Source organism: Rhodococcus sp. JCM 9793, from assembly GCF_055380405.1.
This window is the reverse complement of the sequence record NZ_AP043721.1, coordinates 5172797-5197757: the sequence shown is the minus strand read 5'-3', so window position 1 is coordinate 5197757 and position 24961 is coordinate 5172797. Positions and strand designations below refer to the sequence as shown.

Sequence of the window (24961 nt, the reverse complement as noted above, 5' to 3'; positions counted from 1 at the left end):
AGGCGAGCTGTCGTCTATTCGGGTGACTTCCGGTCAGGTATGAGGTAGAAGACTCTCTTTCGTACCGTTTCCCGGGTTTGGCGGCACAACTGACGTGGTCGTTGACGAGGGAGGCGGCGGGATGGCGCGCCAGGTTCGGGCGGAAGCAACGCGTGAGGCCGTACTCGGTGGCGCGGCGGAAGTCTTCGTGCGACTCGGCTACGCCAATGCGAGCCTCAACGAGATCATCGACGAGGCGGGTGTTACCAAGGGCGCGCTCTACTTCCATTTCGGTTCCAAGGAAGAACTCGCTCGCGGTGTGATCGATTCCGGCTGCGAACGATTCGCCGCCGCCGCGCTCAGCAAGATGGAACAGCGCGCCCCCGCACTCGAAACTGCCATCGAAGTGTCCGTCCTCAACGCCAGCCTGTCCGAGTCCGATCGGATCGTGCGGGCGATGTTCCGGCTGCTCGTAGAGATCGGTGACTACCACGGAAACGAGGTCGCACCGTTCGGCTCGTGGTTCACTTCCATGCTGGACCTCATGCAGCGCGCACACGACGAGGGCGATCTGGAACCCTCCATCGACGTCGATGCGCTGTCCTTCCTCCTCCTGCAGTCGCTGATCGGGGCGCGCACCGTATCCGCTGCGCTCGGCAGAACCGACCAGCTGATCGAGCAGATCGAATCGATGTGGTCGATCCTGCTGCCCGCGCTCGTACCCGCAGACAAACTCGGTTACTTCCGTCAGTTCGTGTCGCGGCGGTTGCGCGTCTCGTAAGGTCGCGCTGTGAACTTCGGACCCTTCGACGCGAAGCAGGCGCCGAGCGCACTCGTGCGCGCCATCGACGACCTCGGACCCGACGTCGCGATCACATTCTCGGCGGTGCCGGCACTGTTGACGGTCAGGCAGGCGGCGGATGTCCTCGGTAGCTCACGGCATCACGTCGCACAGCTGATCGACACCGGTGCCCTGCCCGCAGAATTCCACGGACTGCACCGCCGGGTGTCGCGTACCGATGTACTGGCCCTCGCCGACAGGCAGAGCCGGATCCGCACCGAGGTGCTCGACAGTCTCGCCGAGCTGTCACGCCGAGAAGGTCTGTACGACGAGTTCTGACGAACTTCGGAAAGGGGACGGCCGTGCCGGTTCGGGTTGTCTTGGGGGCGACCGCGTTGGTCCGACCACGAGTTCGTGACGTCGCGTTGGCTTTCGCCGAAGACGGTCACTGCCAACCCTTCTGGAGTGACGGCATCATCGCGGAGGTCGACCGCCGGTTGCCGGCGGATCTGTCGCGTCCGACACGGGACTATTTGTTCGCCGAACTCGAGCGTGCATTCCCCGAGGCGCGGGTGACATGGCCGGCAACCGTGCTGCGGGAGGTTCCGTATGTCGTCGACCCCGCGGAAACACACATGATGTCGGTGGCGTTGCTCGCGCACGCCGACGCCGTGGTCACGCAGACCCCCTCGCTGGCCGCGGCCCTCGAACAGGTCGACGTCGAACCGTGGACCGTCGACGCATTCGTCACCTTCGTCCTCGACGCGGCTCCCGAGGCCGCTCAGCGCACTCTGTTGCGTCTGGTGCGCCGGCGTTGGTTGCCACCGCACCCCGATGCGTCCGAGTCGGACGGTCCCACCGACGCCGATCTGCTCGGCCGGCTCTCGGAATGGGCGGGGCGTGCGCTCGGTGCCAGCAGCGCGGGCTTGCTCGCGGCCTACGCCGACGAGGCGCGGTTCGGGTAGCGCCGGGCCGACACCATGACCTGGCCGTCCGCACGTGTCGCCCCCACGGCATAGACTCGTCACGGTCTTCGTCTCACACTCAGGAGCGCTTTCCTTGTCCGCTGTGTCCCCGGCCGCCACCCCTCTGTCCGGATTGGCGCGGATCGCGCTGGCCGACGACCAGTTCCGCAAGGTCGCCGAACTCGCCGGATCCGCCGAACAATCATTGGTCGCGCCGCCCGCCGTACGCCCGTTCGTCGCCGCGGCCCTGGCCGAGAAGGCACCTCTGCTCGTCGTCACCGCCACGGGTCGCGAAGCCGACGACCTCACCGCCGAGCTCGCGGAGATGCTCGGTGAGTCCGTCGTGCAGTTCCCGTCGTGGGAGACGCTCCCGCACGAGCGGCTGTCGCCGAGCGCCGACACCGTGGGTAAGCGATTGCAGGTGTTGCGCAGGCTGGCAAGGCCCGACGACCGCGACCTCGGCACCGAACTGCGCGTCATCGTCGCGACGGTGCGTTCGCTCGTGCAGCCCATGGCGCCCGGCCTCGGTGAGATCGAACCGGTCACCCTGCGGGTCGGCTCCGAACACGACTTCGACACCCTCGTCGAGCGGCTCGTCGAACTCGCCTATGCGCGCGTCGACATGGTCGGCAAGCGCGGCGAGTTCGCCGTCCGCGGCGGCATCCTCGATGTCTTCCCGCCCACCGCCGACCATCCCGTCCGAGTCGAATTCTGGGGCGACGAGGTCACCGAGCTGCGGCCGTTCTCCGTCGCCGATCAGCGATCGATCACCGACGTCGAAGTGCCCACCGTCATCGCCACGCCCTGTCGGGAGCTGCTGCTCACCGAGACAGTCAAGGAACGGGCGGCGCAGCTCGCGAAGGACAATCCGGCCGACGCCTCGCTCGTCGAGATGCTCGACAAGATGGCCGGAGGAATTCCAGTGGAGGGCATGGAGGCGCTCCTGCCCGTCCTGCAGCCCGGTGAACTGCAGCTGCTCACCGATGTCCTGCCGTCCGGCACGCATGTGCTGCTGTGCGACCCGGAGAAGGTACGGACTCGCGCGACCGACCTGATGCGCACCGGCCAGGAGTTCCTCGAAGCATCGTGGACGGCCGCGTCGATCGGCGGCGCTGCACCGCTGGACGCGAGCAACCTCAAGGGTGTCGACGGTAAGCCGATGGACCTCGCGGCGTCGGCGTACCGGTCGCTTCGGCAGGTCCGCGAAACTGCGCAGGCCGGCGGCACCCCGTGGTGGACCCTCTCGCCACTCGCCTCGGGATCCGACACCGAAACGGTGCTCGAGGTGCAGTCGGCCCCCGAGGTGCGCGGCTCCGAGGATCTGCTGTCGATGCTGTTCGTGAACCTGCGCGCGCACGTCACCACAGGTGGGCGCGCCGCGATCGTGGTCGCGGGTACCGGCACCGGGCTGCGCATACTCGAGCGGCTCAAGGAGAACGAGGTCCCCGCGGCCGAGCTGGAACCCGGAGCGGAGCCCGTCCGTGGACAGGTGGGCGTCATCAAGGGTGCGCTGCACGAGGGACTGGTGCTCGCCGGCAACGGTGACAACCAGGTGCCGGGCCTGGTCCTCGTCACCGAATCGGATCTCACGGGTAATCGCGTCGCTGCTGCGGAAGGCCGCAAGACACCGGTCAAGCGTCGTAACCAGGTCGACCCACTGGCATTGACCGCCGGCGACTACGTGGTCCACGACCAGCACGGCATCGGCCGTTTCGTGGAGATGGTCGAACGCACCGTCGGCGGTGCGCGCCGTGAATACCTCGTGATCGAATACGCGGCGAGCAAGCGCGGCCAGCCAGGCGATCGGCTGTTCGTCCCGATGGAATCGCTCGATCAGCTCTCCCGCTATGTCGGCGGTGAGTTGCCTGCTATCAGCAAGCTCGGCGGGTCCGACTGGGCGAACACGAAACGTAAGGCACGCAAGGCGGTTCGGGAGATCGCCGGTGAGCTGGTGCGCCTGTACGCGGCGCGCCAGGCCTCGCCCGGCCATCAGTTCGGCCCCGACACCCCGTGGCAGAAGGAGATGGAGGACGCCTTTCCCTTCACCGAGACGCAGGATCAGCTCACGGTCATCTCCGAGGTCAAGACCGACATGGAGAAACCCGTGCCGATGGACCGCGTGGTGATCGGCGACGTCGGCTACGGCAAGACCGAGATCGCCGTGCGGGCGGCATTCAAGGCCGTGCAGGACGGCAAGCAGGTCGCGGTGCTGGTGCCCACGACCCTACTCGCGCAGCAGCATCTCCAGACGTTCACCGAGCGCATGGCAGCGTTCCCTGTGGTGGTGAAGGGCCTGAGTCGTTTCACCGACGCCGGTGAATCCAAGGAGGTCCTCGCGGGCTTGGCCGACGGTGAGGTCGACATCGTGGTGGGCACCCACCGCCTGCTGCAGACCGGTGTGCGCTGGAAAGACCTCGGTCTCGTCATCGTCGACGAGGAGCAGCGATTCGGTGTCGAGCACAAGGAACACATCAAGGCGCTGCGCACGCACGTCGACGTGCTCACCATGTCCGCGACCCCGATCCCGCGCACACTCGAGATGAGCATGGCGGGGATCCGTGAGATGTCGACGATCCTCACCCCGCCGGAGGAGCGGCACCCGATCCTCACGTATGTGGGTGGGTACGCCGACAAGCAGGTGGCTGCGGCCATCCGCCGCGAGTTGCTGCGCGACGGCCAGGTGTTCTACGTGCACAACCGTGTGAGTTCCATCGAGAAGGCCGCCAAGAAGATTCGCGAACTCGTGCCGGAGGCCCGTGTCGTGGTGGCGCACGGGCAGATGAACGAGGACACCCTCGAGAAGACCGTGCAGGGATTCTGGGAACGCGAATTCGACGTACTGGTGTGTACGACGATCGTCGAGACCGGTCTCGACATCTCCAATGCCAATACGCTCATCGTCGAGCGTGCCGACGCGCTCGGCCTGTCGCAGCTGCATCAGCTGCGCGGCCGCGTGGGACGTTCCCGCGAGCGTGGCTACGCATACTTCCTCTACCCGCCCGAGAAGCCGCTCACCGAAACGGCCTACGACCGGCTCGCGACGATCTCTCAGAACTCCGACCTCGGTGCCGGTATGGCGGTCGCGATGAAGGACCTCGAGATCCGCGGCGCCGGTAACGTGCTCGGTGCCGAACAGTCCGGCCACGTTGCGGGAGTCGGTTTCGATCTGTATGTGCGGCTCGTCGGTGAAGCGGTCGAGGCGTTCCGTGCCGCCGCCGACGGCACACCGATCACGACGGACGAGGCGCCGAAAGAGGTGCGGGTCGATCTTCCGGTCGACGCACACATCCCCGCCGATTACGTCACCTCCGACCGCCTGCGACTCGAGGCATACCGAAAGCTCGCCGCCGCCACCGACGACGCAGCCATCGGTGCGGTCATCGACGAACTCGTCGACCGCTACGGTCCGCTCCCCGAGGAGGTACGCCGACTCGTCTCGGTCGCGAAGCTGCGGTTGCTCGCGCGTGAGTACGGCCTCGAGGAGGTGGCGGTCACCGGTACGCAGTTGAAGATCTCGCCGATGGAACTTCCCGACTCGAAGCAGATGCGACTCAAGCGTCTCTACCCGTCGGCGCAGTACCGTGCCACGAGCGGCATCGTACAGCTGCCGTTGCCGCGGACCGGTGGGATCGCGTCCGATCGCGTTCGCGACGTCGAACTGCTTCAGTTCATCGCCGATTTCCTGCTTGCGATGGACGGAAAGCCTCAGGGTTCGGTGGATGTGCGAGTCGAGTCCGGCGCACAGGTCTGAGCCGGCGATGACCGACACGGGAGACGCGCTGCGCAGAGCCGCCGAGGTGATGGATCGACTGTGGTCCTTCGGTGGGTGGGAGGTCACGCAGACACACGAGAGCCTGCGGCGGTATCTGGTCGAGGAGACCTACGAGGTTCTCGACGCCATCGACTCCGGTGATCCCGGCTCTCTGCGTGAAGAACTCGGAGACCTGTTGTTACAGGTTCTGTTCCACTCGCGGATCGCTGAGGCAGCGGGGCAGTTCACCGTCGACGATGTGGCCGCGACGCTGGTCGCGAAGCTGGCTGCGCGTAGCCCGCACCTGACCAACGGGCACACCGGTCCGCTCGATGTCGCCGAACAGGAGGCGGCATGGGAGGCCGCGAAGGCAGTCGAGAAAGCGCGACCGTCCTGCCTCGACGGCATCGCCATGGCGCAACCGGCTCTGGCGCTGGCCGACAAGGTGCTCGAGCGGGCGCGACGGGCGGGGTTGCCCGACGATCTCGTGCCGGATGGTCTCAGGTGCGTTCGCGTAGGCGAATCCGGCGACACGGAGTCGACGTTTCGCAGCGCGGTGCTGGAATTCGCCGCGGCGATCCGTGCGGCCGAGGAGTCGGCGGCCGGCGGTGTCGATCGGGGCGCTCCCGGTACCGGCCTCGATGCGGAGGCGTGGCGTCGCCACTGGCGTCGCTGAGTTCGGGACTGTAGACCTCTTGGTCGTCCAACTTGCGAAACGCAAGGATTATTTCTCGGGATAAAACAAACCTAGATACTGTTTTATGGCTTACCATCGTACTCACGACAGGTTAATCACCGGGAGAGGCAAACTCCGGTAAACGAATGTCGGGTTCGGACCAGCGGAATTTGCCACACGCGCCGACGTGCGACGTGCCCAGAGCAGATCGGAGTCCAGCATGACCCAGGTACGCCCGCCCAATGGGCTCGTGACCGGAGCATCATCAGAGCGGATGGTCGACCCAACCGAACATTTCCGGCCGGGGAGACCCACGCGAGCCCCCGACGATATTGCCGACAGCGCACGCCTCGACCGGGTCGACACCACCGTCCCCGCACAGAAGCCCACCGTCAGTCTGATCATCCCGGTCAGGAACGAAGGACGGAACATCGCCTGGGTGCTCGAGCAGGTTGCCGACGAGATCAGCGAGATCATCCTGGTCGACGGGAACTCGACCGACTCGACGCTCATCACCGCCAACAGTTGCCGGCCGGACATCAAGGTCGTGCCCCAGGAAGGCACCGGCAAGGGCAGCGCGCTCAGGACCGGGTTCCTGGCCGCCACCGGCGACATCATCGTGATGATGGATGCAGACGGAAGCATGGCGCCCCAAGAGATTCGGCACTATCTGCACTTCCTCAACAACGGATACGACTTCGTCAAGGGCTCGCGGTTCATCGTCGGTGGCGGTTCGCTCGACATCACACCCTTCCGCCGGCTCGGAAATCGCTTCCTGCTGAACGTCTTCAATACTCTCTACGACGCCGAACTCACCGACCTGTGTTACGGCTTCTGTGCATTCCATCGCCGCTACCTGGAGCTGTTGTCTCTCTCTGCGCCGGGTTTCGAGATCGAGGCGGAAATGGTGGTACACGCGATGCAAGGTGGATTGCGGGTCGTGGAGGTGCCGAGCCTGGAAATGCCTCGGCGGTCCGGAAAATCGAATCTCCACGCGATCCGTGACGGTATCAGGGTGCTGCGCACCGTCCTCCGCGGGCACGATTCCGGGATGTCCGGCTATCTCGCACAGGCCCTTTCCCGCGGCGGCGCCCCCGAGCTCGCGAAAGAATGAGCCGTGCGGACACTGGTCACCGGCGCTGCAGGGTTCATCGGGTCCGCTCTGGTCGATAGACTCCTCGACGAGGGGCATCACGTGGTCGGAGTCGACGATCTCAGTTCGGGCACCACCGCAAATCTCGAACGTGCCATGCTCCGAAGAGATCCGAGCACGGGCCGATTCAGCTTGGTGCAGCGTGGTATTCAGAGCCCCGAACTGGTCGACGTCGTGGCCGGAACCAATCCTGAAGTCATCTTCCATCTCGCCGCGCAGACGGACCCCGCCGTGTCGTCGTCCGATCCGCAACTCGATGCCCGCATCAACGTGCTCGGCACCATCAATCTCTGCGAAGCAAGTCGGCGGGCCGGCATACGCAGAATCGTCTACGCGACATCGAGCAGTCCTCGGTGCAGCACCACGAGACTCGTATCCGAGGTGGAGGACTCATGGGCCACTCCGCGATCGCCCTACGAGGCGGCGAAACTCGCCGGTGAACTCTATCTCGGTGCATACGCGGAGATGTACGGTCTGGCACCGATCTGCCTGGCGCTCGCCGACGTCTACGACCCCCGCGAGGAAGACGGTGTGCAAGTGGATTTCACCCGGGACCGTATCTGCATCGACGATGCCGTCGAGGCCTTCGTCCGCGCCGGCCGCGCCCCCGTCTCGATCACAGGCACCTACTACATCGGAACCGGTCGGACCCGGGGGATTCCCGCGGATGTGGGACGGGACCTCGGGTGGACCGCAGCGGTCGACCTGTCCGCGGAGGGAGGGGGAGTTCGTCGTGCTTCGTGACACCGCCGCGCGCCTCCGGACGGCAACAAGGGCTCCGCGAGGAGGTGCACGACTCGAACACCGCCTCCTCGCCGCAGCGGTGACCGCTCTCGGGGGAGTGGCGATCGCCGTGAATGTTCCTGGTCCTTGGGGAATTTCGGGTCGACTGTGGGTCGTGTCGTTCGTCGTTGCGGCTCCGCTGATCGCGATCGTCCGGCTGCTTCCTGGCGTCAATGCCGTACTCGCTCTGATCGTCAGTGCCGCCGGCGCCCTCGTCGTCAACGTTCTGGTCGCGCAGACGATGTTGACGGCCGATGCATGGTCGCCTCGCGCAGGCGTGGTCGCAGTGGGCGTTGCCGCGGCCCTGCTGTGGCTGGTGCCGAACGACCACAACTCGCTTCCACATACGAAGGACGATGCTCCATGACCGCCGCAATACCCCCGCGCACAATGACCATGGACGTGGTGATCTGCGCATACACACTCGAGCGCTGGGGCGACACTCTCGCTGCCGTCGAATCGGTGCGGAATCAGACGACGCCGCCGCACGAGATCGTCCTCGTCGTCGACCACAATCCCGATCTGTACGAACGCTTCCGCGCTGCCCTGCCCGACGTGACCGTCGTGGAGAACCGGAAGCAACGCGGATTGTCCGGCGGGAAGGACACCGGCGTCGACATCACCACCAGTGATGTGGTGGCCTTCTTGGACGACGACGCAGTGGCTCATCCCGAGTGGCTCAGGCACTTCCGTGATGCCTACGTCGACGAGAACATCGTCGGCGTCGGAGGCACCACCCTGCCGGCCTGGGAATCCGAGCGGCCCCGATGGTTCCCGGAAGAGTTCGACTGGGTTCTGGGTTGCACGTTCACCGGACGGGAGCCGGGGACGGTCCGGAACCTACTGGGTGGCAATGCGTCCTTCCGCCGTGAGGTCTTCTCGGTGGCGGGGGGATTCCCGAGTCACATCGGCCGCACCTCGGAGCAGAGTCGTCCGCTGGGCTGCGAAGAGACGGAGTTCTGCATCCGGGTCCGTCAGCATCGCCCCGACTGGACCTTCGTCTTCGAACCGCAGTCGGTGATCTGGCATCGCGTACCGGCTGCGCGGGAGACCTTCTCCTACTTCCGCTCCCGCTGTTTCGCCGAAGGACTGTCCAAGGCGGCTGTGACGCGAAGCGTGGGTGTCACAGATGGGCTCTCGGCCGAGCGTAGCTACACCACCCGCACCCTCACCCGGGGCGTGGCGCGGGGGATAGGTGAAGCGCTCCGCGGAGAACGAGCCGGGATCGAGCGTTCGTACGCCATCTCGGTAGGCCTGCTCGCCGCCGCAGCAGGTTATGCGCGCGGCGGTGTACCGCTCCGTCGGAGACCTGCAATGACGGAGGCATCATGAACGAGGGCAGCATGAACGAGTCGATTCCGATACTCATGTACCACTCGGTGTCGGAACACCCCACCGCCGCGACACGTCGTCTCTCCGTCGGCCCCGCCTCGCTCGATCGGCAGGTCACCTTCCTTACGCAGAACGGCTACACCGGGATGACCTTCTCCCACCTCGCCGATGCGTTCGCGAAGGGCTTACCCCTGCCGGAGAAAACGGTGGTGCTCACATTCGACGACGGATACGCGGACTTCGCGCACGTCGCCTGGCCGATCCTTCGGCGCCACGGGTTTCCGGCGACAGTGTTCGTCACGAGCGGCTGGATCGACGACGCCGGCTCCAACGCCGCCGGACATCCGCTGGGACCGATGCTGAACTGGGCGCAGGTCAGAGAACTCGCGGGCGCAGGAGTCGAGATCGGGGCCCACAGCCACAGCCACGCCCAACTCGATCAGTGTGCGGACGCCGCACTGTGCGAGGAACTTCGCATCGGTCGGATTCTCCTCGAGGACTGCGTCGGTACTCCGGTCCGCTCCCTCGCCTACCCTTTCGGCTACTCGACCCCGCGGGTGCGGGTCGCTGCCAGAGCAGCCGGTTATCGGTGCGCAGCATCCGTGAGGAACATTCGCGCGACCGCATCCGGCGACCCGTTCATGATCCCGCGGCTGACCATCCGCAGAAGTACCGACGACAACGACTTCGCATCGATCATGAGCGGCGACAAGCAGTTCTACCTCCGGGACCGCGTACTGACTGCGGGATACGCGACCGTGCGCGGCGCACGGCGTGCAGGTAGACGGGCCGCACGACATGGCTGAGAGCGTGCTCGCGATCGACACCGCCGACGACGGTCCCACAGACGATGGTCGCGGGACCGGTCGGCCGGTCAGCGGTCGGGCTCACGGTTCGCTCTTTCTACGGAACACCTATGCGCTCGTCCTCAACACCGGAATCACCGGCGCGCTCGGCCTGGGGTACTGGATCCTCGCCGCGCACTACTACGACGATTCGGACGTCGGTCGCGGATCCGCCGCGATCTCGGCGTTGATGTTGTTGACCGGACTGGTGTCGGCCAACTTCGCGGGCACGCTGAACCGCTTCATACCGAAGACCGGAAAGCGCACCGTCCACGTCGTCGCGTTCGTCTACCTTCTGACTTCCGGCGTGGTCGCCGTTCTTGCGGTAGCCCTTCTCTTCACGCTCGACCTCCTGGGCGGTCCGGCATACGACATTCTGCGCGAGCCGAACATGCGCCTGTGGTTCATCTCCGCAGCGGTGGTCGCGAGTGTGATCACGGTGCAGGACAGCGTCCTGACCGGCCTGCGCGTAGCCGTCTGGGTACCCGTGTGGAACGCGGCCTTCGCTGTCGCCAAGCTCGGCCTGCTCGTGCTGCTGGCCGAATCGATGCCCCGCACGGGAGTGTTCTTCTCCTGGATCATCTCCATGTTCATCGTCGTGTTCCCGGTGAACCTGCTGATCTTCGGCAAGCTCCTACCTCGACATGTACGCACGTCGACGCACGACGTCGCGGTGCGAGCCGCACAGGTCGGCCGGTTCTTCGCCGCAGACTACTTCGGTGCGCTCCTCCAGTACGGCACGATTTTTCTCGTTCCCGTCCTGGTGGCGTTGCGGGTGGCTCCGCATACATACGCGTACTTCTTCCTGGCCTGGTCCATCGCCAACATGATGAATCTCGTGGCCGTCAACACTGCGGTGTCTCTTGCAGTGGAAGGAGTGTGCGCCCCTTCGCGATTGGCCGACTACTGCCGCGCCGCACTCATCAGGACCTTGGGTCTGCTCGTCGTCGGCTTCGTCGTGGTCGGCCTCGCGGCTCCGTACGCCATGGGTCTGCTCGGTGATGGATACCTCGACGCGGTGCCATTGCTGCAACTGCTGGCACTCGCCAGCCTGTCCAGCGCAGTGGTGGACATCTACCTCGGAACGCTGCGGGCACGGACCCGAAGCAGACGGATCATCGTCGTTCAATCACTTCGGGCGACAGCCGTACTGGGGTTGGTCGTCCTACTGCAGCAATACCACCAGGTGTTCGCGCAGTTCGGCGATCCGAGACTCACCGCAGTGGGAGTGGCGGTACTGCTCGGTCAACTCGTCGCGATGCTCACGGTGCTTCCGGACCTCAGGAGGGTCCTGCGGTGGCGCCCACAGCCCGCCCCGCAGATCGAGACATACGAGGAGACCGTATGTCCCTGATCGACGCGGACAAACGCCGGCCCGAGGCGGCCGAGGTCGCTCCACGGTTCCACGAGACCGGAGCGCAGCCGTCGCTGCCACCGCGGGACCGCCGGCAGCGGCTGTCGGTGGCGATCCTCTGCTTCGCGCCCGTCGCGGCAGTCGCGTTGTACCTCGTCGGGTTGCGCAGCGTCGATCTCGGAGCGATGACCGGGCTCGGATTGATATCGGTCCTGACGGTATCGACCCTCCTCGGACCGGGTCTCCTCGTCCTCGGCTTCATCGGGACGTTGTCGCTGGCACGGCCGTATATCTGGTTGCTCGGCATCCATCTGGTCCTGCTCGTGCTCATGTTGCACGGCATCACCCTGCTGCTCGAGTCGGAGCCACGATTCCCGATCAGCTGGGTTCACATCGGCTTCGTCGAATACATCGCCCGAACCGGAACCATGGCACCGGACCTCGACGCCCGTTGGTCCTGGCCGGGCTTCTTCGCGCTCGCCGCGTTCTGGGGTGGTTCGGGAGACCTGACGGCTCTGCACGCCGCCGTGTCCGTGGCCTCGGTGGTCACCAACCTGCTGTATCTCGTCGCACTCGCGCTACTGATGAGCCCGCTCCGGATGTCTTGGCAGGCGAAGTGGCTGGCGGCCATGTTCTTCTGCCTCCTCAACTGGATCGGGCAGGACTACTTCTCCCCGCAAGGCTTCGCGCTGCTTCTCTACCTGCTCTTCGTCGGCTTTCTCGTCATCTGGTTCCGTACGCCTCACTCCTCGTCGGGAGATGTCCCGTGGCCGTTGCGCCCTGGAAGCAGGCTGTGGCGATGGCTCTGGGGCGACGCATCGCGCGGTGAGTTACCGCCCAGGAAGTCCGCGCAGTCGGAACGGGTTGTGGTCCTCGCCGTCGTGGTGGGTCTGTTCGCTGCCGCCACCGTCTGCCACCAGCTGACCCCCTTCGCCATGATCATCAGCGTCATCGGGCTGGTCGTCGCGCGGCGATGCGTGCTCGGGGGACTCCCGGTGTTGCTCGTCGTGATCGTCGTCGCCTGGGTCAGCTACATGACCCAGGCGTACTGGGGAGGTCACTTCGGTGAAGTGATGAGTGGTGTCGGCAATGTCGGGTCGACGGTATCTGCGAACATCTCGGATCGGGCAGGCCTCGGAAACCCGGAACACCAATGGGTGGTGCGCGCTCGGATGCTCACGACCGTACTGGTTTTCGTGATCGCCGGAGTGGGCCTGCTCCGACGGCGGCGGGGAGGAATCGAAGACCGTGTGCTCCTCGTCCTGATCGCCGCTCCGATCGGCTTGGCGTTCATGCAGAGTTACGGCGGTGAAATGGCGCTGCGTGTCTATCTGTTCGCGCTTGCACCTGCTTCGGTGCTCGTCGCCCTCGCCCTGTTTCCTCGCCCGGTATCGCGGCCGTCCTTCCTTGCACGCAGCGCCGCCGGTGTTCTCGGGCTGGTCATGCTCTTCTCCTTCTTCATCACCCGATACGGCAACGAGCCGTTCGAGCGGATCGACAGCGGTGCGGTGAGCGCGGTGGGATCGGTCTACGACCAGACCACCGATGACGTGCGGTTCCTCTACGTCACCGCAGTACCCGAACTCAATTCGACCCCATTCATGCCGCTCGGCTACCGCGATGTGGAACGAGTCCACTGGTCGAACACGATGGCACCGCTCGATCCGACCGATGTGGCAGGGGTGCTGCAGGCGCTCCGCGAAAAGGGCCCGGACACCTACCTGATCACCACGCGAAGCCAGGAGGCGTTCGTCGAGCTCGGTCAGGGATACCCCCTGGGTTGGGGCGAGGAGTTCCGCGACTCGCTGGCCGACGCGCCCGGGCTCCGAGCGGTCGTCGAGAACCAGGACGCCACCATCTACTCGTTCGACTGGCCTCCGGAGGCCGAAGCCGACCACAAGGAGCTGATGTCCACCGGAGTGCAGGTGTGGCTCACTCCGTGGACCGGTGTCGGTGTGGCCTTCCTGGTCCTGCTTGTGGGCACCCTGGGCGTGCGTGAGGCATGGCGACTTCGCCTCGCACCCGACGAGTACACACGTCTGCGCCCACTCACGTTCGCCGCGATACCACTGCTCATCGGATTCGTGCTCGTGGTACTCGAGCGTTTCGTGATGTTGACGTCATGACGAGGAAGGAGCGAATCGCACCGCAACCGAAATTCACCGACAACGAGGAAATCATGTCTCAGAACACTCTTTCCGAACCCGGTGTCCATCTCGCCGGCGATGTGGTGACGGACTTCGTCGCCGCGGCACAGGATCTGCCCGGACATGCGGCCCTCGTGCACAACGGGTCCGTCATCACCTACGGGGACCTTGCCGAGCGGGTCCGCCTCACCGCATCGAGATTCCGCACAAGGGGACCGGACACGGACGGACCTGGCGCGAACAGGGAATCCGACCGAATCGGCGCGGTCGTGTCGCACGCTCCCACCGTGGTGGAGTACCTGCTCGGGATCCTGCAGGCCGGTGCCACCTACTGCCCGATCGACTCGGCGCTTCCCTTCGGCCGCAAGCATTCTCTCGCCGAAGCCCTCGCAGTGGACCGCGTGGTCGACACCGACCGTGACACTCGCGACTCGGACAACCTGCGGATCGACATGCTCGGGAACGCGGTAGCCCTGGACAGCGACCTGCCGTACTGTTCGTGGCTCCCGGACGATTCCGCGTATGTGCTGTGTACCTCGGGTTCCACCGGGGTCCCGAAGCCGGTCGTGATTTCGCGGCGTGCGCTTGCCGTGACGGTGCGCGCCTTGCGCGATCTCTTCGAACTCACACCCGACGATCGTGTACTCCAATTCGCCTCTCTCGGCTGGGATACCTGCCTGGAGGAGATGTTGCCCGCGTTGATCACCGGGGCAACAGTGGTGTTCGACGACGCGGCCCACATCGGATCGTTCCGGCCCTTCGTACGCATGCTGGCCGAGCAGGAGATCACCATGATCGATCTGCCGACGGCGTACTGGCACGAGCTCGTGCTCTACCTGCACGAAGAGCAGATCGGTCTGCCGGACCACCTCCGATTGGTGGTGATCGGCGGTGAGCGGGTCGATCCGACCCGATTGCGGCAATGGCGTGAGCTTCCCGTCGGGAACATCGTGTTGCTCAATACCTACGGTTGCACCGAGACGTCGATGGTGACCCACGCCGTGCGGCTGAGCGGGCCGGGCACAGAATCGGAGGTGGCGGCACACGACATCGACGCACCACTCGGGCGCCCGCTGCCCCACGTGCGTGATCACATCACCGAAGAGGGTGAACTCGTGGTATCCGGGCCGGCCTTGGCCACCGGCTACCTGGGGATGCCGGAGCACACGGCGACGGGATTTCCCATCGCCGATCACGGAACGGGACCGGCCCGGTGGTTTCGCACGGGAGATCTCGCCACTCGCAGCGACACGGGGCTGGTGTTCTCACGAGGGCGCGCCGATGACCAACTGAAAGTGCTCGGCGTGCGTGTGCATCCGGCGGAAGTCGAGGCGCAGTTGAACACCCATCCCGCAGTCGCGGGTGCAGTGGTGGTCGGGGAACTGCTGCTCGGACGAATGTCGCTGACGGCCTATGTGGTTCCGGCAGGGGGAACGACTCCGACACCGGTCGAGCTGAAGCGTTTCCTGCGCGAGCGGCTGCCGAACCAATTCGTCCCTGCCCGAGTGAATTTCGTCGCCGGACTGGAATACACAGCCAGCGGAAAAATCGATCGATCGGCCACGCAGCGTGCCGCACTGAACGATGACATCAAAGGAGTAGAGCGATGAGTCCCGACCACATTGTCCAGATCTTCCGCCGGGTCCTCGAGACCCCTGACGTGAATGCCCGATCCGACTTCTTCGAACTCGGCGGCGATTCGCTTCTGGCGACCCGGGTGCTCAGTGCAATCGCTCGGGACTTCGGAATCGAATTGCCGTACGACGACTTCCTCGATGCACCCTCTGCCGAAGGGCTGTTCGCCAAAGTGACGGCGGTAGCACCATGAACGGGATCCGCATGCGGGTCGTCGTGGTCGGTGCGGGGCTTGCCGGGCTGACTGCCGCTGTCGATCTGGCGGCGGCGGGCGCGGACGTCATCGTCCTGGAGGCACGCGATCGCGTGGGTGGCCGGATGCACGGAATTCCGGTGTCCGCGAGTGTCTCAGCAGATGGCGGAGCCGCCTATCTGGGTGTGCGGCACACCGAGCTTCTCGCGCAGTTGCGCGACTACGGACTCGGTCTGGCTTCCACCGAGATGACGGGGGAGAGCACCTTCCTGATGTCGGGGCAGCGGACGACCACCGCGGGTCGGGTGCCTCCGCTGGGCGCTGTGGCACTCGGTGATCTGTTCGATCGGCTCGACGAGGTCGTCCGATCCGTGCGTACCGATGCTCCCTGGCTGAGCCCGGACGCGGAACGCCTCGACCGGATCTCGGTTGCAGACTGGGCGGCCGAGGAGATCGACCATCCGGACGCGCAGACGTTTCTCCCGCTGTTCCTCGGCGAGATGATGGCGGCGGACCCCGCGTCGATCTCCTTGCTGCACATGGCTTTCTATTTGTCGTCCGGGGGTGGGATCCGGTATCTCAACGCGTTCGAGGGCGGAGCACAGCAATGGCGGGTCGACGGAGGTTCGCACCTCCTGTGCGAGGCTCTCGCCGACCGACTCGGTGACCGAGTGCGGTTGGGTCGTCCGGTTCGGGCGATCGACCAGGGCGGGGACAAGGTCGTTGTGGACTGTGGTCCGGACAACGAGGGCGTGTCGACCGCGTACCGGGCCGACCGCGTCGTCGTTGCCGTCCCGCCGCTGCTGGCCCAGCAGATCGAGTTCTGGCCCGGTCTGCCGGAGCCGCGGGCGACTGCGGTCACCGGCCGCGGGTGTGCAGTGAAGGTGCACGTGAGCTACCCGGCGCCGATATGGCGTGAGAGTGGTCTGTCCGGGTGGTCCGTGAGTGCAGAGGGGCCGTTGTTGTCCACCGTCGACGATTCCCCTCCGGACGAATCCGTCGGTGTACTGACAGGATTCGTCACGGGCGCCGCGGCATCGTCCTTCTCCGCAATGCCGAAGGCGACGCAGAAGGAGGCGGCGCTGGCCCACATCCGCCGGCTGTTCCCGCAACTGCCGGCGCCGTCGCAGTGCACGGTGACCGATTGGCTGTCCGAGCCGTACAGCAAGGGATGCTATGCCGCGCTGTTCGGTCCCGGTGATTGGCTGCAGCTCGGACCGAGCCTGACCGAACCGCATGGCCGAGTGCACTGGGCCGGTACCGAGACGAGCCTGGAGTTCTTCGGGCTCATGGAAGGGGCGATCCGGTCCGGCCGTCGTGTCGCCACCGAATTGATCTCGACCGGAATTTCGGAGACTGATTCGCGGAAGGTTGTATCACGATGACCACATACATCGAACCCGAGAAGACCGGATTCGCCTACGCCACCGATCAGCCGTACAGGTATGTGCGCAAGCAATTGATCGAGCCGGACTGGCGGCGATATCCGGGGTGGGCGGCGGTCACCGAGTCCGAGTGGCGCGATGCGCAATGGCAGCGTGCACACTCCGTCAAGAACATCGCGCAGTTGCGTGCGGTGATGGGTGACCTGCTCGACGAGCAGTTCTATGCCGACCTCGCTGCTGATCAGCAGGAGCGCGCGACGATGTCGATGCTGCTACCGCCGCAGATGCTGAACACCATGACGCCGCTGGGCACGACACGCTGCGGATTCACGGAGGCCTTCTATGCCGATCCGATTCGTCGCTATATGTTGCCTGTGCTGAGCGATCGCGACCCGGAATGGACCTCTCATCCGTACGCCGAGCGAGATTCGTTGCACGAGAGCGATATGTGGGCAACGGAGGGCCTGACCCATCGGTACCCGACCAAGGTTCTCGCCGAGCTGTTGTCGACGTGTCCGCAATACTGCGGCCATTGCACACGGATGGATCTCGTCGGCAATTCCACACCGACGATCGGCAAGACGAAGCTGGATCTGCGCCCCGCCGACCGGCAGGAGCGGATGCTCGATTACCTGCGTGCGACACCGTCTGTGCGGGACGTGGTGGTGTCCGGTGGTGATGTGGCGAACCTTCCCTGGCCGCGGCTGGAAGCCTTCGTCATGGAGTTGCTCGAGATCGACACGGTTCGCGATATCCGTTTGGCGTCGAAGGCTCTGGCAGGATTGCCGCAGCATTGGCTGCAGGACAAGGTGGTCGACGGAGTCGCCCGGGTGGCGCGCGTCGCCGCGGATCGGGGGGTCAATCTGGCATTGCACACCCACATCAATCATGTGCAGTCGGTGACTCCGCTGGTCGCGGAGGCGACGAGGGCACTGCTCGACGCGGGTCTGAGGGATGTGCGAAACCAGGGGGTGTTGCTGCGCGGGGTGAATGCCACGACTACCGACCTGCTCGACTTGTGCTTCGCCTTGCAGGGTGAAGCGAACATCCTGCCGTACTACTTCTACATGTGCGACATGATCCCCCACGCCGAGCACTGGCGGGTCGCGCTGTGGGAGGCGCAGCAACTGCAACAGGAGATGATGGGATACCTGCCGGGATTCGCGACGCCACGGATAGTGTGCGACGTTCCCTTCGTCGGCAAGCGATGGGTTCACCAGGTGGTCTACTACGATCGGATCCGCGGGATCTCGCACTGGAGCAAGAACTATCGCACCGGGCTCGACGGCATGGACGTCGACGCGTTGAACCGGGTCTATCCGTATTACGATCCGATCGACACACTCCCGGTATCCGGACAGACGTGGTGGCGGAATGCGTGCACCGTTCCATGCGACATCTCCGGAACGGTCTCTGCACCATGACTGTCGAGCTGACGCCGATCACCGAAGCCGACCTCGCGGAAGTGGCCGACTTCCTGAGCGTCAATCACAACGACCGAGTTCCGTGGGAATCGGCATGCTCGACAGTGCCGTGGAAGGTGGAGGCCCCCAATTTCGGATTCATGCTGCGGGACGGTCCGAATGTGGTCGGCACATTGTTGGCTCTCTACTCCCAGCGACGGGTCGCGGGGAGGGTGGAGCGCTTCTGCAACATGGGATCGTGGTGCGTGCTGTCCGAGTACCGGTCGCGCAGTATGTCGTTGCTCGATGCATTGCTGGCGCAGGACGGGTATCACTTCACCGTGCTGTCACCCGACGACGGTCCTCGGGAGATATTGGCCTGGCGTAGGTTCCGGTTTCTCGATACGTCGGCGGCGCTCATTCCCAATCTCCCGTGGCCGGCCCCGTTTTCGCGGACGAAGGTCAGCTCCGACCCACAGGTCATCGCGCGCACGCTCACCGGCGCCGAGTTCGACCTCTACCGTGACCACGCACACGCGCTTGCCGCGCGTCATCTCGTGGTTGTCCGTGGGCAGGAGTCCTGCTATGTCATGTACCGGAAATGTCGGTACAAGGGCATACCTGTGTTCGCCGTGGTTCTGCATGTGAGTAATCCGGACCTGTTCCGACGTGCCCTGATGCCGTTGACGCGACACCTGCTGGTGCGGCACAGGCTTGTGGCGACGCTTGCCGAGCTGAGGCTGATCGAGCGTCGGCCTCGGATGTCGTTCGAGTTGGACAGTTGGCCCAAGATGTACCGCAGTGCCGACCTGGAGCCCGCGCAGATCGACGACCTCTACAGCGAACTCGTGTGTGTCCCGTGGTAGCCGGGCACTGAATACGACGATGAGAAAGGAATCGGATCAGCATGACAGAGATGGTGATCAACGCACTGGTGATACTCGTCGTAGGGTTCGTGGCCGTGTTTCTCCTGCTCGTGGTGGTGAACGTTGTGCTCTTCCTCGGTCTCCGAGCGCGCATTCCGCAAGGGGAATTCGCGCCGTCCGAGCACGGATCGACGCATGCCTGACATCGAGGTCGCGGGGCCATGACGCATCACATCCGGACGGGACCGGCCGTACGAAGAGCGATTCGGCGGTGGGGCACGGTCAGGTTGCCGGTCGCGACGGCGGTGGTGGCAGTGCTTTTCGCTGTGCACCTGGGATCCCCCGGAATTCCTCCGTCGAACGGAGTCGAGAGCATCCGGACCCCAGGATGGGGTTTCACCCATACGCAATTCAGCGCTGACACCGGTAGCCCCTTGGGGATCGCTGCCGCAGAAAGGGCCGTCGGGTCGGTGCCGATGGTGCAGGCGCAGGCCATCATGGGGTGGGGAGTGGACAACCCGGAGCCTTCGCCAGGCCAGTACGACTTCGAAAGTCTCGACCGTCGAATGGAATTCATTCTCCATAGCGATGGCACTCCGGTCATAGTGCTGTGCTGCGCTCCGGACTGGATGAAAGGTGGCGAACCAGGGGAGACCGACTGGGACCGCCTCGAGGTGGCTCCGAGTCCCGAACACTTCGCTGATTTCGCCGCACTGAGTGCCGAAGTGGCACGACGTTATCCTCAGGTCCGGCATTTTCTCGTGTGGAACGAGTTCAAAGGGTTCTTCGACGACGAGATCAATCGCTGGGATGCGCAGGGGTATACCACCTTGTACAACGCGGTATACGACGCAGTGAAGGCAGTGGATCCGGCGAACCAGGTCGGCGGGCCTTACGTCGAGTTCGCGAGTAAGCCGGTGGGTGCGCTCGGTACTTCCCCGCAGCTGGAGGGGCCTTGGGGGGCGGTGGATCAACGGTACCTGGATGCGTTCATCTTCTGGAACATGCATCGGAAGGGCGCCGACTTCGTTGTCGTCGATGCCCACGCGACCACGGCTCAGGGTGCGCCGGACGAGTTCACTGCAGTGCAGAAGTTCGCTGCGGTCGATGAGTGGCTTCGCGAGCAGGTCGGTCTGCCCATCTGGTGGGCCGAGTGGTACGTCGAGCCGCCGGGGCCCGGCTGGTCGTGGGAGCGTCAGGTTGCTCTGCGCGTCGCCGCGATGATCGAGCTCGCGGGGAGCGGCGCAGACACGGTCCTCTACTGGAACCCCCGACCTGATGGTGCGGAGTGTGCGACTTGCCTCTGGACGGACACCTGGAACGCCGACGGGGGTCGGCCGCTGCCGTTCCTCGATGTCCTTCAGCGCTTCGCTCGTTGGTTTCCATCGACCGTAGATCGGCGGACGGTGCAGTTGGCGGACGGGTTGCTTGCGCTCGAGACGGACTTCGCGCGCGTGATCGTCAACACCACGGGCACCACGACCAGTGCTTCTGTCGACGGTCGGCAGTTCGAGTGGTCGGCGTACGAGGTCCGGTGGTTCACGGTGGCAGAGTCGTGGGCCGGTGCCGCGGACCGGTAGATGTCGAGTCGCGCTCGAAAGTGATCTTGGGTGGTATGCCCGCCGATCGTAAACGACCACAAGGCCAATAATCAAGCAAAAACATACTTCAGGTTGATTTCTGGGAATGTTTGAAACCAGGGGCTTTTGGATCTAGTCTCGAATCGTCCGGGTATTGCGTGCGAGGGGTCGGGCAGCGCGCGCAGGGGGAAGACCGTGCTGCTTGGAGGTACACCCGATGCCGTTTCGACTGATCGACCGCAAAGAAACCTTTGTCGCGGGCCTGCCGGTGAGAAGTCCGCGCCGCGCGCTCGGCAAAGTGCGCGACCCGCACCTGGAGAAGGCGTGGTTCGCAGTCCTGAACGGGGAGAACTCTGGGCCACTCGCGTCGACATACACGGATCACGCCGAGGAGGTCGGGTCTTACTACATTCAGACGGTCGGATACTGCTGCGACTCGCTCGACGACGTGCCACCCGGCTACATGATCTCCCGTCTACCTGCGGGAACGTACGCAAAGTTCTCTGTGACGGGCGACGATTTCGCTGAGATCTACTCCAGGCTGTGGGACGAGATCTGGGAAGCGGAGCGTCGTGGCGAGATCGAGCGGACGTTCACCGGGGACTTCGAATACTATCCGCATGCCTACGGGGTCGACCTGTACATCGCCGTGCGATCTACGAAGTGCGGTGAACTGCAATGACATTCACCATTGTCAAAGTTGGGCCGTATCGAGTCGGTGGACTCGTGGTGCCGGGGGCCGAGCCCGGGGTTCTCGGCCCTGCCGCAGATCTCATGAGCTTCACCCTGGAGCGACTCCGCGAACGTGGTGTCCGGGACTTGACGGTGGTCTACGTCAGACATCCCGAAGCGGGATGGTCGGCAGTCGCCGGATATCGTTGCGACAACATCGAAGATCTGGCCGTCGGAGACTCGCTGGTCAGAGTGTCCGAGAAGTATGCGGCACGCTTCGTTCCCGACGGTGCATCACCGAACCAGTGCGAAGATCTGTGGGACCAGATCGAGGCGGCGGACAAGAGGGGCGAGATCACGAGAGCCTTCGCGGAGGAGATACTCGTTCTTCCGGAGCATGGTGAAGCAGACCTGTATGTGTCCCTGGGATGAACACTCCGCCAGCATGATTCTGCCTCGGAATTCCGGTAACGGTGACGAGCGGCGCCCGGATGGGTGACGATATCGGAACAACCCTGTCACCGGTCGTGGGCGAGCGCGAACGGCGGCTCGTCAGGGTCGTCGACGCCCGGGCCTCGGATGCATGGTGGTCGGATGCGTCGGACGGCTGCCGATCGGAGGCCGAGGTGGACCGCAGCGTCGAAGGACTGTCTCCGATATTCGTGGGGCGGACCCTCGAATTCCACGATGAGAATTCGGGATACCGATTCATCGCAGCGTCCCCCGCTGCAGAGCCGGACCTGTGGGCGGAGTTCGTCTCCGGAGCGGTCGTCGCGTACCGGAAGTACGGGGTCGAGTCGGCAGTGGAGTACGACAAGATCATCGATGGTGTCTCCACGACGTATTTCTTCGCCGCGATCGACGCGAAGGGCGCGGTGGTGGGCGGATCACGAGCACTGGGGCCCTATAGGAGTGTCGACGATGCGCATCCGATGATCGAGTGGACCGATCCGGTGCAACAGTCTGCGATCCGCCGAGTCCTCGGCGAGTGCCTTCCTCACGGTTTGGTCGAGTCCAAGATGGGGTGGGTCGCGGCGGGGGTTCCGAAGCGACGAGAACTGAGTGCCGCGGTCGCGCGTACCACGACCTACTGCATGGAGCTCCTCGGCGCCAGGTATCTCGTGGGCACTGCCGCCGACAACGCCCTGGCGATGTGGACGCAGTGCGGTGCTCGCATCGTCTACGAGATTCCACCGTGTCCATACCCGGATTCGCGTTACCGGACACGCCTCCTCCTCTGGGATGTCCGAGGCAGCCGGTCGGGCGAGCGGACTCGCGAACTCGAGAAGCTCCTGACATCGGATATCGGATGAACCCCGTGCCGGGCGATGACGAGGTGTACTCGGCGGTGCTCTTGTCCGAAGAGCATCCGGACCACGTCGAGGAGCTCGAGCGACTGCGTACCGAGGCCGGGGTCGTGCTGGTCGACCGGCTGGCAGACCAGTGCGACGGCCTGCATCGGCTCGGTGGTCCTGCCGCTCGTGAGGAGGCCCCACGGTGGGCGTACTACCCGTGGCGGCGCACCGCGATCAGGGTGCTCGGACCGTCGTCGTTCCGGAGGCTGCGCCTCGATCGGAACCGGAACAAGATCACCGCTGCCGAACAGGAGCGGCTCGAATCCGTCACGGTCGGGGTTGTCGGCCTCAGTGTCGGGCATGCTGTGGCGCACACCCTCGCCCTCGAAGGCGTCTGTGGTGAGATTCGACTGGCGGACTTCGACGTGCTGGAGTTGTCGAATCTGAACCGGGTGCCGGCCACATTGCTCGATCTGGGTCTCAACAAGGCGGTGGTCGCCGCTCGGCGTATCGCAGAGGTGGACCCCTACCTGCCTGTCTGGGTGTGGTGCGACGGCGTCGTTCCCCGCACTGTGGGCGACTTTCTCGACGGTCTCGACGTCCTGGTCGACGAGTGCGACTCCCTGGACCTGAAGATGCTGTTGAGGGCGGAGGCGTCACGACGGCGCGTGCCTGTCGTGATGCATACCAGCGACAGGGGGTTGGTCGATGTCGAGCGATTCGACCTCGAGCCGGAACGCCAACCGTTCCACGGTCTGCTCGGCGATGTCGACGTCGAGGCGCTGTCAGAGCTGTCCAGTCGAGACAAGGTTCCGCATGTGCTGCGAATCCTCGGTGCCGGTGAACTGTCGATGCGTTTGGCCGCATCCATGCTGGAGATCGACGAGACACTCGAAGCCTGGCCGCAATTGGCAAGCGACGTGGCGCTCGGCGGCGCAACGATAACAGGGTTGATCCGCCGAATTGCGCTCGGGGACAAAGTCGATTCGGGACGCGGGCGGATCGATCTCGACGAACTTCTCCAGCGTCTCGAATCTCCGGCCGCGGAAGCGGGCGAGGCATCGACGGGGCGGATCGACGACGAAGAGGTGCCGGAAGGGCCGGTCGAGGCGCTGGTCCACGCCGCGGTTCGGGCACCGTCCGGAGGCAACAGTCAGCCATGGTCGATCACCGTCGAACGTCGAAGGCTCGTCTTTTCGGTCGCTTCGGAGCCTGCTCCGGTACTGATGGACCTGCATCACCGTGGCAGCTGTATCGCTGTCGGGGCAGCTCTGTTCAATGCGAAGGTGGCCGCGGCAGCACACGGAATCCTCGGCCCTGTGACGCTGCCTTCCAACGACACGGTCGATCCGAATCATCCTGTTGCGACTCTGGAGTTCGGCGACGGGGACGATCCTCACCTCTCGGAGTTGTACGGTCCGATGCTCGCGCGTGCGACGAACCGCCATCCCACCCACGACCGCACTCTCACCGGCCGCGAGGCCGTGGCGTTGTATGACGCAGCGGCCCTGGAAGGCGGCCGGATCAGAATCGTGACAGATTCTGCGACCCTCGATGAGAGCGCGGGGATTCTGGCCGAGTCGGACAGAATCAGGTATCTGACCCGAGAACTCAGGCGCGACATGGTCGGTGAACTGCGGTGGCACGGCAGTGAGAACGCCGACAGTGGCATCGAAGTGAATTCACTGGGGCTCGACGCGGCGGAGAGCGCGTTGCTCGATGTAGTCCTACGCGACGATGTTCTCGACCAGCTCGACGACTGGGGTCTCGGAGGCGGACTCGGGCGCATCACGAGAGATCGGGTACGGGGAAGCGCAGCCCTGATAGCGGTGGTCACCGAAGGGGACTCCGCAAGCGACTACGTGCACGCCGGCACGGTGGTCGAAAGCGTATGGGTGCATGCGCAGGCCCTCGGGCTGGCAGTCCAGCCGGTCTCTCCGGTCTTCCTGTATGCCGACACGCCCGCCGACCTCGGTCGGCTGTCGCGTCGAGACGCCGATGTCCTCGACGCGCTACGAACGAAGTTCAGCGTGTCGCTGGGCGTAGCGGATGACGACCGAATCGCACTCGTCATGAGAATCGGGAGGACCCGGCACGCGGCAGAACGCAGCCGCCGTCGCCCGGATCGAGTGCGGTACAGCCACCAGAGTGAACAGGGCTGACGGA

23 protein-coding genes are annotated in these 24961 nt (G+C 64.8%); all 23 read left to right on the top strand.

Annotation, left to right across the window (positions count from 1 at the left end; genetic code table 11):
• The first annotated feature begins 121 nt into the window (after positions 1–121).
• The 23 genes from ACZ46K_RS26075 to ACZ46K_RS25965 all read left to right on the top strand — a co-directional run bounded on the left by ACZ46K_RS26075 (position 122) and on the right by ACZ46K_RS25965 (position 24957).
• Positions 122–760, top strand: coding sequence for a ScbR family autoregulator-binding transcription factor (locus tag ACZ46K_RS26075; RefSeq protein WP_378490420.1), 639 nt, complete (start codon positions 122–124; stop codon positions 758–760).
• Positions 761–769: 9 nt separating this feature from the next.
• The gene (locus ACZ46K_RS26070) at positions 770–1099 is read left to right on the top strand and encodes a helix-turn-helix domain-containing protein (protein ID WP_054807117.1); all 330 of its coding nucleotides are present in this window, start codon (positions 770–772) and stop codon (positions 1097–1099) included.
• A 23-nt stretch (positions 1100–1122) separates the two neighbouring features.
• Positions 1123–1725, top strand: a complete 603-nt coding sequence (locus ACZ46K_RS26065) for a PIN domain-containing protein (RefSeq protein ID WP_464745579.1) — start codon at positions 1123–1125, stop codon at positions 1723–1725.
• Positions 1726–1819: 94 nt separating this feature from the next.
• Positions 1820–5476, top strand: coding sequence for a transcription-repair coupling factor (gene mfd, locus ACZ46K_RS26060; RefSeq protein WP_464745575.1), 3657 nt, complete (start codon positions 1820–1822; stop codon positions 5474–5476).
• A gap of 7 nt (positions 5477–5483) precedes the next feature.
• Entirely contained in the window at positions 5484–6152 is a 669-nt protein-coding gene (locus tag ACZ46K_RS26055; protein ID WP_054810337.1) for a nucleoside triphosphate pyrophosphohydrolase, read from the top strand.
• Positions 6153–6426: 274 nt separating this feature from the next.
• Entirely contained in the window at positions 6427–7266 is an 840-nt protein-coding gene (locus ACZ46K_RS26050) for a glycosyltransferase family 2 protein (RefSeq protein ID WP_464745572.1), read from the top strand.
• A 3-nt stretch (positions 7267–7269) separates the two neighbouring features.
• Positions 7270–8049 (top strand): NAD-dependent epimerase/dehydratase family protein, encoded by a 780-nt coding sequence (locus tag ACZ46K_RS26045; RefSeq protein WP_054810336.1) that lies wholly within the window; start codon positions 7270–7272, stop codon positions 8047–8049.
• On the top strand, positions 8039–8455 hold the full coding sequence (locus ACZ46K_RS26040) for a hypothetical protein (RefSeq protein ID WP_054810335.1): 417 nt from the start codon (positions 8039–8041) through the stop codon (positions 8453–8455). Before ACZ46K_RS26045 ends, ACZ46K_RS26040 begins: the two co-directional genes overlap by 11 nt.
• A complete protein-coding gene (locus ACZ46K_RS26035) occupies positions 8452–9420 on the top strand; it encodes a glycosyltransferase family 2 protein (RefSeq protein ID WP_464745570.1) in 969 nt (322 codons plus the stop codon). The genes ACZ46K_RS26040 and ACZ46K_RS26035 overlap by 4 nt, the downstream gene beginning before the upstream one ends.
• On the top strand, positions 9417–10226 hold the full coding sequence (locus tag ACZ46K_RS26030; RefSeq protein ID WP_464745568.1) for a polysaccharide deacetylase family protein: 810 nt from the start codon (positions 9417–9419) through the stop codon (positions 10224–10226). Before ACZ46K_RS26035 ends, ACZ46K_RS26030 begins: the two co-directional genes overlap by 4 nt.
• Positions 10219–11619 carry a polysaccharide biosynthesis protein gene (locus ACZ46K_RS26025; protein WP_464745566.1) on the top strand — a complete coding sequence of 467 codons (1401 nt, stop codon included), beginning with the start codon at positions 10219–10221 and terminating at the stop codon, positions 11617–11619. Before ACZ46K_RS26030 ends, ACZ46K_RS26025 begins: the two co-directional genes overlap by 8 nt.
• A complete protein-coding gene (locus ACZ46K_RS26020) occupies positions 11610–13745 on the top strand; it encodes a hypothetical protein (RefSeq protein ID WP_464745564.1) in 2136 nt (711 codons plus the stop codon). The genes ACZ46K_RS26025 and ACZ46K_RS26020 overlap by 10 nt, the downstream gene beginning before the upstream one ends.
• Before the next feature lie 53 nt (positions 13746–13798).
• Positions 13799–15376: an AMP-binding protein gene (locus tag ACZ46K_RS26015; RefSeq protein ID WP_464745563.1), complete on the top strand. Its 1578-nt coding sequence runs from the start codon at positions 13799–13801 to the stop codon at positions 15374–15376.
• Positions 15373–15594 carry an acyl carrier protein gene (locus ACZ46K_RS26010; RefSeq protein WP_054806043.1) on the top strand — a complete coding sequence of 74 codons (222 nt, stop codon included), beginning with the start codon at positions 15373–15375 and terminating at the stop codon, positions 15592–15594. Before ACZ46K_RS26015 ends, ACZ46K_RS26010 begins: the two co-directional genes overlap by 4 nt.
• Positions 15591–16979, top strand: a complete 1389-nt coding sequence (locus ACZ46K_RS26005) for a flavin monoamine oxidase family protein (protein ID WP_464745562.1) — start codon at positions 15591–15593, stop codon at positions 16977–16979. The genes ACZ46K_RS26010 and ACZ46K_RS26005 overlap by 4 nt, the downstream gene beginning before the upstream one ends.
• Positions 16976–18403 (top strand): KamA family radical SAM protein, encoded by a 1428-nt coding sequence (locus ACZ46K_RS26000; RefSeq protein ID WP_054806044.1) that lies wholly within the window; start codon positions 16976–16978, stop codon positions 18401–18403. The genes ACZ46K_RS26005 and ACZ46K_RS26000 overlap by 4 nt, the downstream gene beginning before the upstream one ends.
• Entirely contained in the window at positions 18400–19248 is an 849-nt protein-coding gene (locus ACZ46K_RS25995; RefSeq protein WP_464745560.1) for a hypothetical protein, read from the top strand. Before ACZ46K_RS26000 ends, ACZ46K_RS25995 begins: the two co-directional genes overlap by 4 nt.
• Before the next feature lie 41 nt (positions 19249–19289).
• Complete coding sequence (locus ACZ46K_RS25990) at positions 19290–19451, top strand: hypothetical protein (RefSeq protein ID WP_464745558.1); 162 nt, start codon at positions 19290–19292, stop codon at positions 19449–19451.
• An 18-nt stretch (positions 19452–19469) separates the two neighbouring features.
• Entirely contained in the window at positions 19470–20828 is a 1359-nt protein-coding gene (locus ACZ46K_RS25985; protein ID WP_464745556.1) for a GH39 family glycosyl hydrolase, read from the top strand.
• 217 nt (positions 20829–21045) lie between these two features.
• Positions 21046–21510 carry a GyrI-like domain-containing protein gene (locus ACZ46K_RS25980; protein WP_464745554.1) on the top strand — a complete coding sequence of 155 codons (465 nt, stop codon included), beginning with the start codon at positions 21046–21048 and terminating at the stop codon, positions 21508–21510.
• Positions 21507–21932, top strand: a complete 426-nt coding sequence (locus ACZ46K_RS25975; protein WP_054810030.1) for a hypothetical protein — start codon at positions 21507–21509, stop codon at positions 21930–21932. Before ACZ46K_RS25980 ends, ACZ46K_RS25975 begins: the two co-directional genes overlap by 4 nt.
• A gap of 59 nt (positions 21933–21991) precedes the next feature.
• Positions 21992–22813 (top strand): hypothetical protein, encoded by an 822-nt coding sequence (locus ACZ46K_RS25970; RefSeq protein WP_054806046.1) that lies wholly within the window; start codon positions 21992–21994, stop codon positions 22811–22813.
• On the top strand, positions 22810–24957 hold the full coding sequence (locus ACZ46K_RS25965; protein ID WP_464745552.1) for an Rv1355c family protein: 2148 nt from the start codon (positions 22810–22812) through the stop codon (positions 24955–24957). The genes ACZ46K_RS25970 and ACZ46K_RS25965 overlap by 4 nt, the downstream gene beginning before the upstream one ends.
• Positions 24958–24961: the final 4 nt, after the last annotated feature.

Bases quoted from the DNA above. Each gene is read 5' to 3' on its own strand.
- ACZ46K_RS26010 (WP_054806043.1), top strand. From the start codon at position 15,373: ATGAGTCCCGACCACATTGTCCAGATCTTCCGCCGGGTCCTCGAGACC.
- ACZ46K_RS26005 (WP_464745562.1), top strand. From the start codon at position 15,591: ATGAACGGGATCCGCATGCGGGTCGTCGTGGTCGGTGCGGGGCTTGCC.
- ACZ46K_RS25995 (WP_464745560.1), top strand. From the start codon at position 18,400: ATGACTGTCGAGCTGACGCCGATCACCGAAGCCGACCTCGCGGAAGTG.
- ACZ46K_RS26025 (WP_464745566.1), top strand. From the start codon at position 10,219: ATGGCTGAGAGCGTGCTCGCGATCGACACCGCCGACGACGGTCCCACA.
- ACZ46K_RS25965 (WP_464745552.1), top strand. From the start codon at position 22,810: ATGAACCCCGTGCCGGGCGATGACGAGGTGTACTCGGCGGTGCTCTTG.
- ACZ46K_RS25980 (WP_464745554.1), top strand. From the start codon at position 21,046: ATGCCGTTTCGACTGATCGACCGCAAAGAAACCTTTGTCGCGGGCCTG.
- ACZ46K_RS25985 (WP_464745556.1), top strand. From the start codon at position 19,470: ATGACGCATCACATCCGGACGGGACCGGCCGTACGAAGAGCGATTCGG.
- ACZ46K_RS26015 (WP_464745563.1), top strand. From the start codon at position 13,799: ATGTCTCAGAACACTCTTTCCGAACCCGGTGTCCATCTCGCCGGCGAT.
- ACZ46K_RS26030 (WP_464745568.1), top strand. From the start codon at position 9,417: ATGAACGAGGGCAGCATGAACGAGTCGATTCCGATACTCATGTACCAC.
- ACZ46K_RS26050 (WP_464745572.1), top strand. From the start codon at position 6,427: ATGGTCGACCCAACCGAACATTTCCGGCCGGGGAGACCCACGCGAGCC.
- ACZ46K_RS26020 (WP_464745564.1), top strand. From the start codon at position 11,610: ATGTCCCTGATCGACGCGGACAAACGCCGGCCCGAGGCGGCCGAGGTC.
- ACZ46K_RS26055 (WP_054810337.1), top strand. From the start codon at position 5,484: ATGACCGACACGGGAGACGCGCTGCGCAGAGCCGCCGAGGTGATGGAT.
- ACZ46K_RS26075 (WP_378490420.1), top strand. From the start codon at position 122: ATGGCGCGCCAGGTTCGGGCGGAAGCAACGCGTGAGGCCGTACTCGGT.
- ACZ46K_RS25970 (WP_054806046.1), top strand. From the start codon at position 21,992: ATGGGTGACGATATCGGAACAACCCTGTCACCGGTCGTGGGCGAGCGC.
- ACZ46K_RS25990 (WP_464745558.1), top strand. From the start codon at position 19,290: ATGACAGAGATGGTGATCAACGCACTGGTGATACTCGTCGTAGGGTTC.
- ACZ46K_RS25975 (WP_054810030.1), top strand. From the start codon at position 21,507: ATGACATTCACCATTGTCAAAGTTGGGCCGTATCGAGTCGGTGGACTC.
- ACZ46K_RS26000 (WP_054806044.1), top strand. From the start codon at position 16,976: ATGACCACATACATCGAACCCGAGAAGACCGGATTCGCCTACGCCACC.
- ACZ46K_RS26035 (WP_464745570.1), top strand. From the start codon at position 8,452: ATGACCGCCGCAATACCCCCGCGCACAATGACCATGGACGTGGTGATC.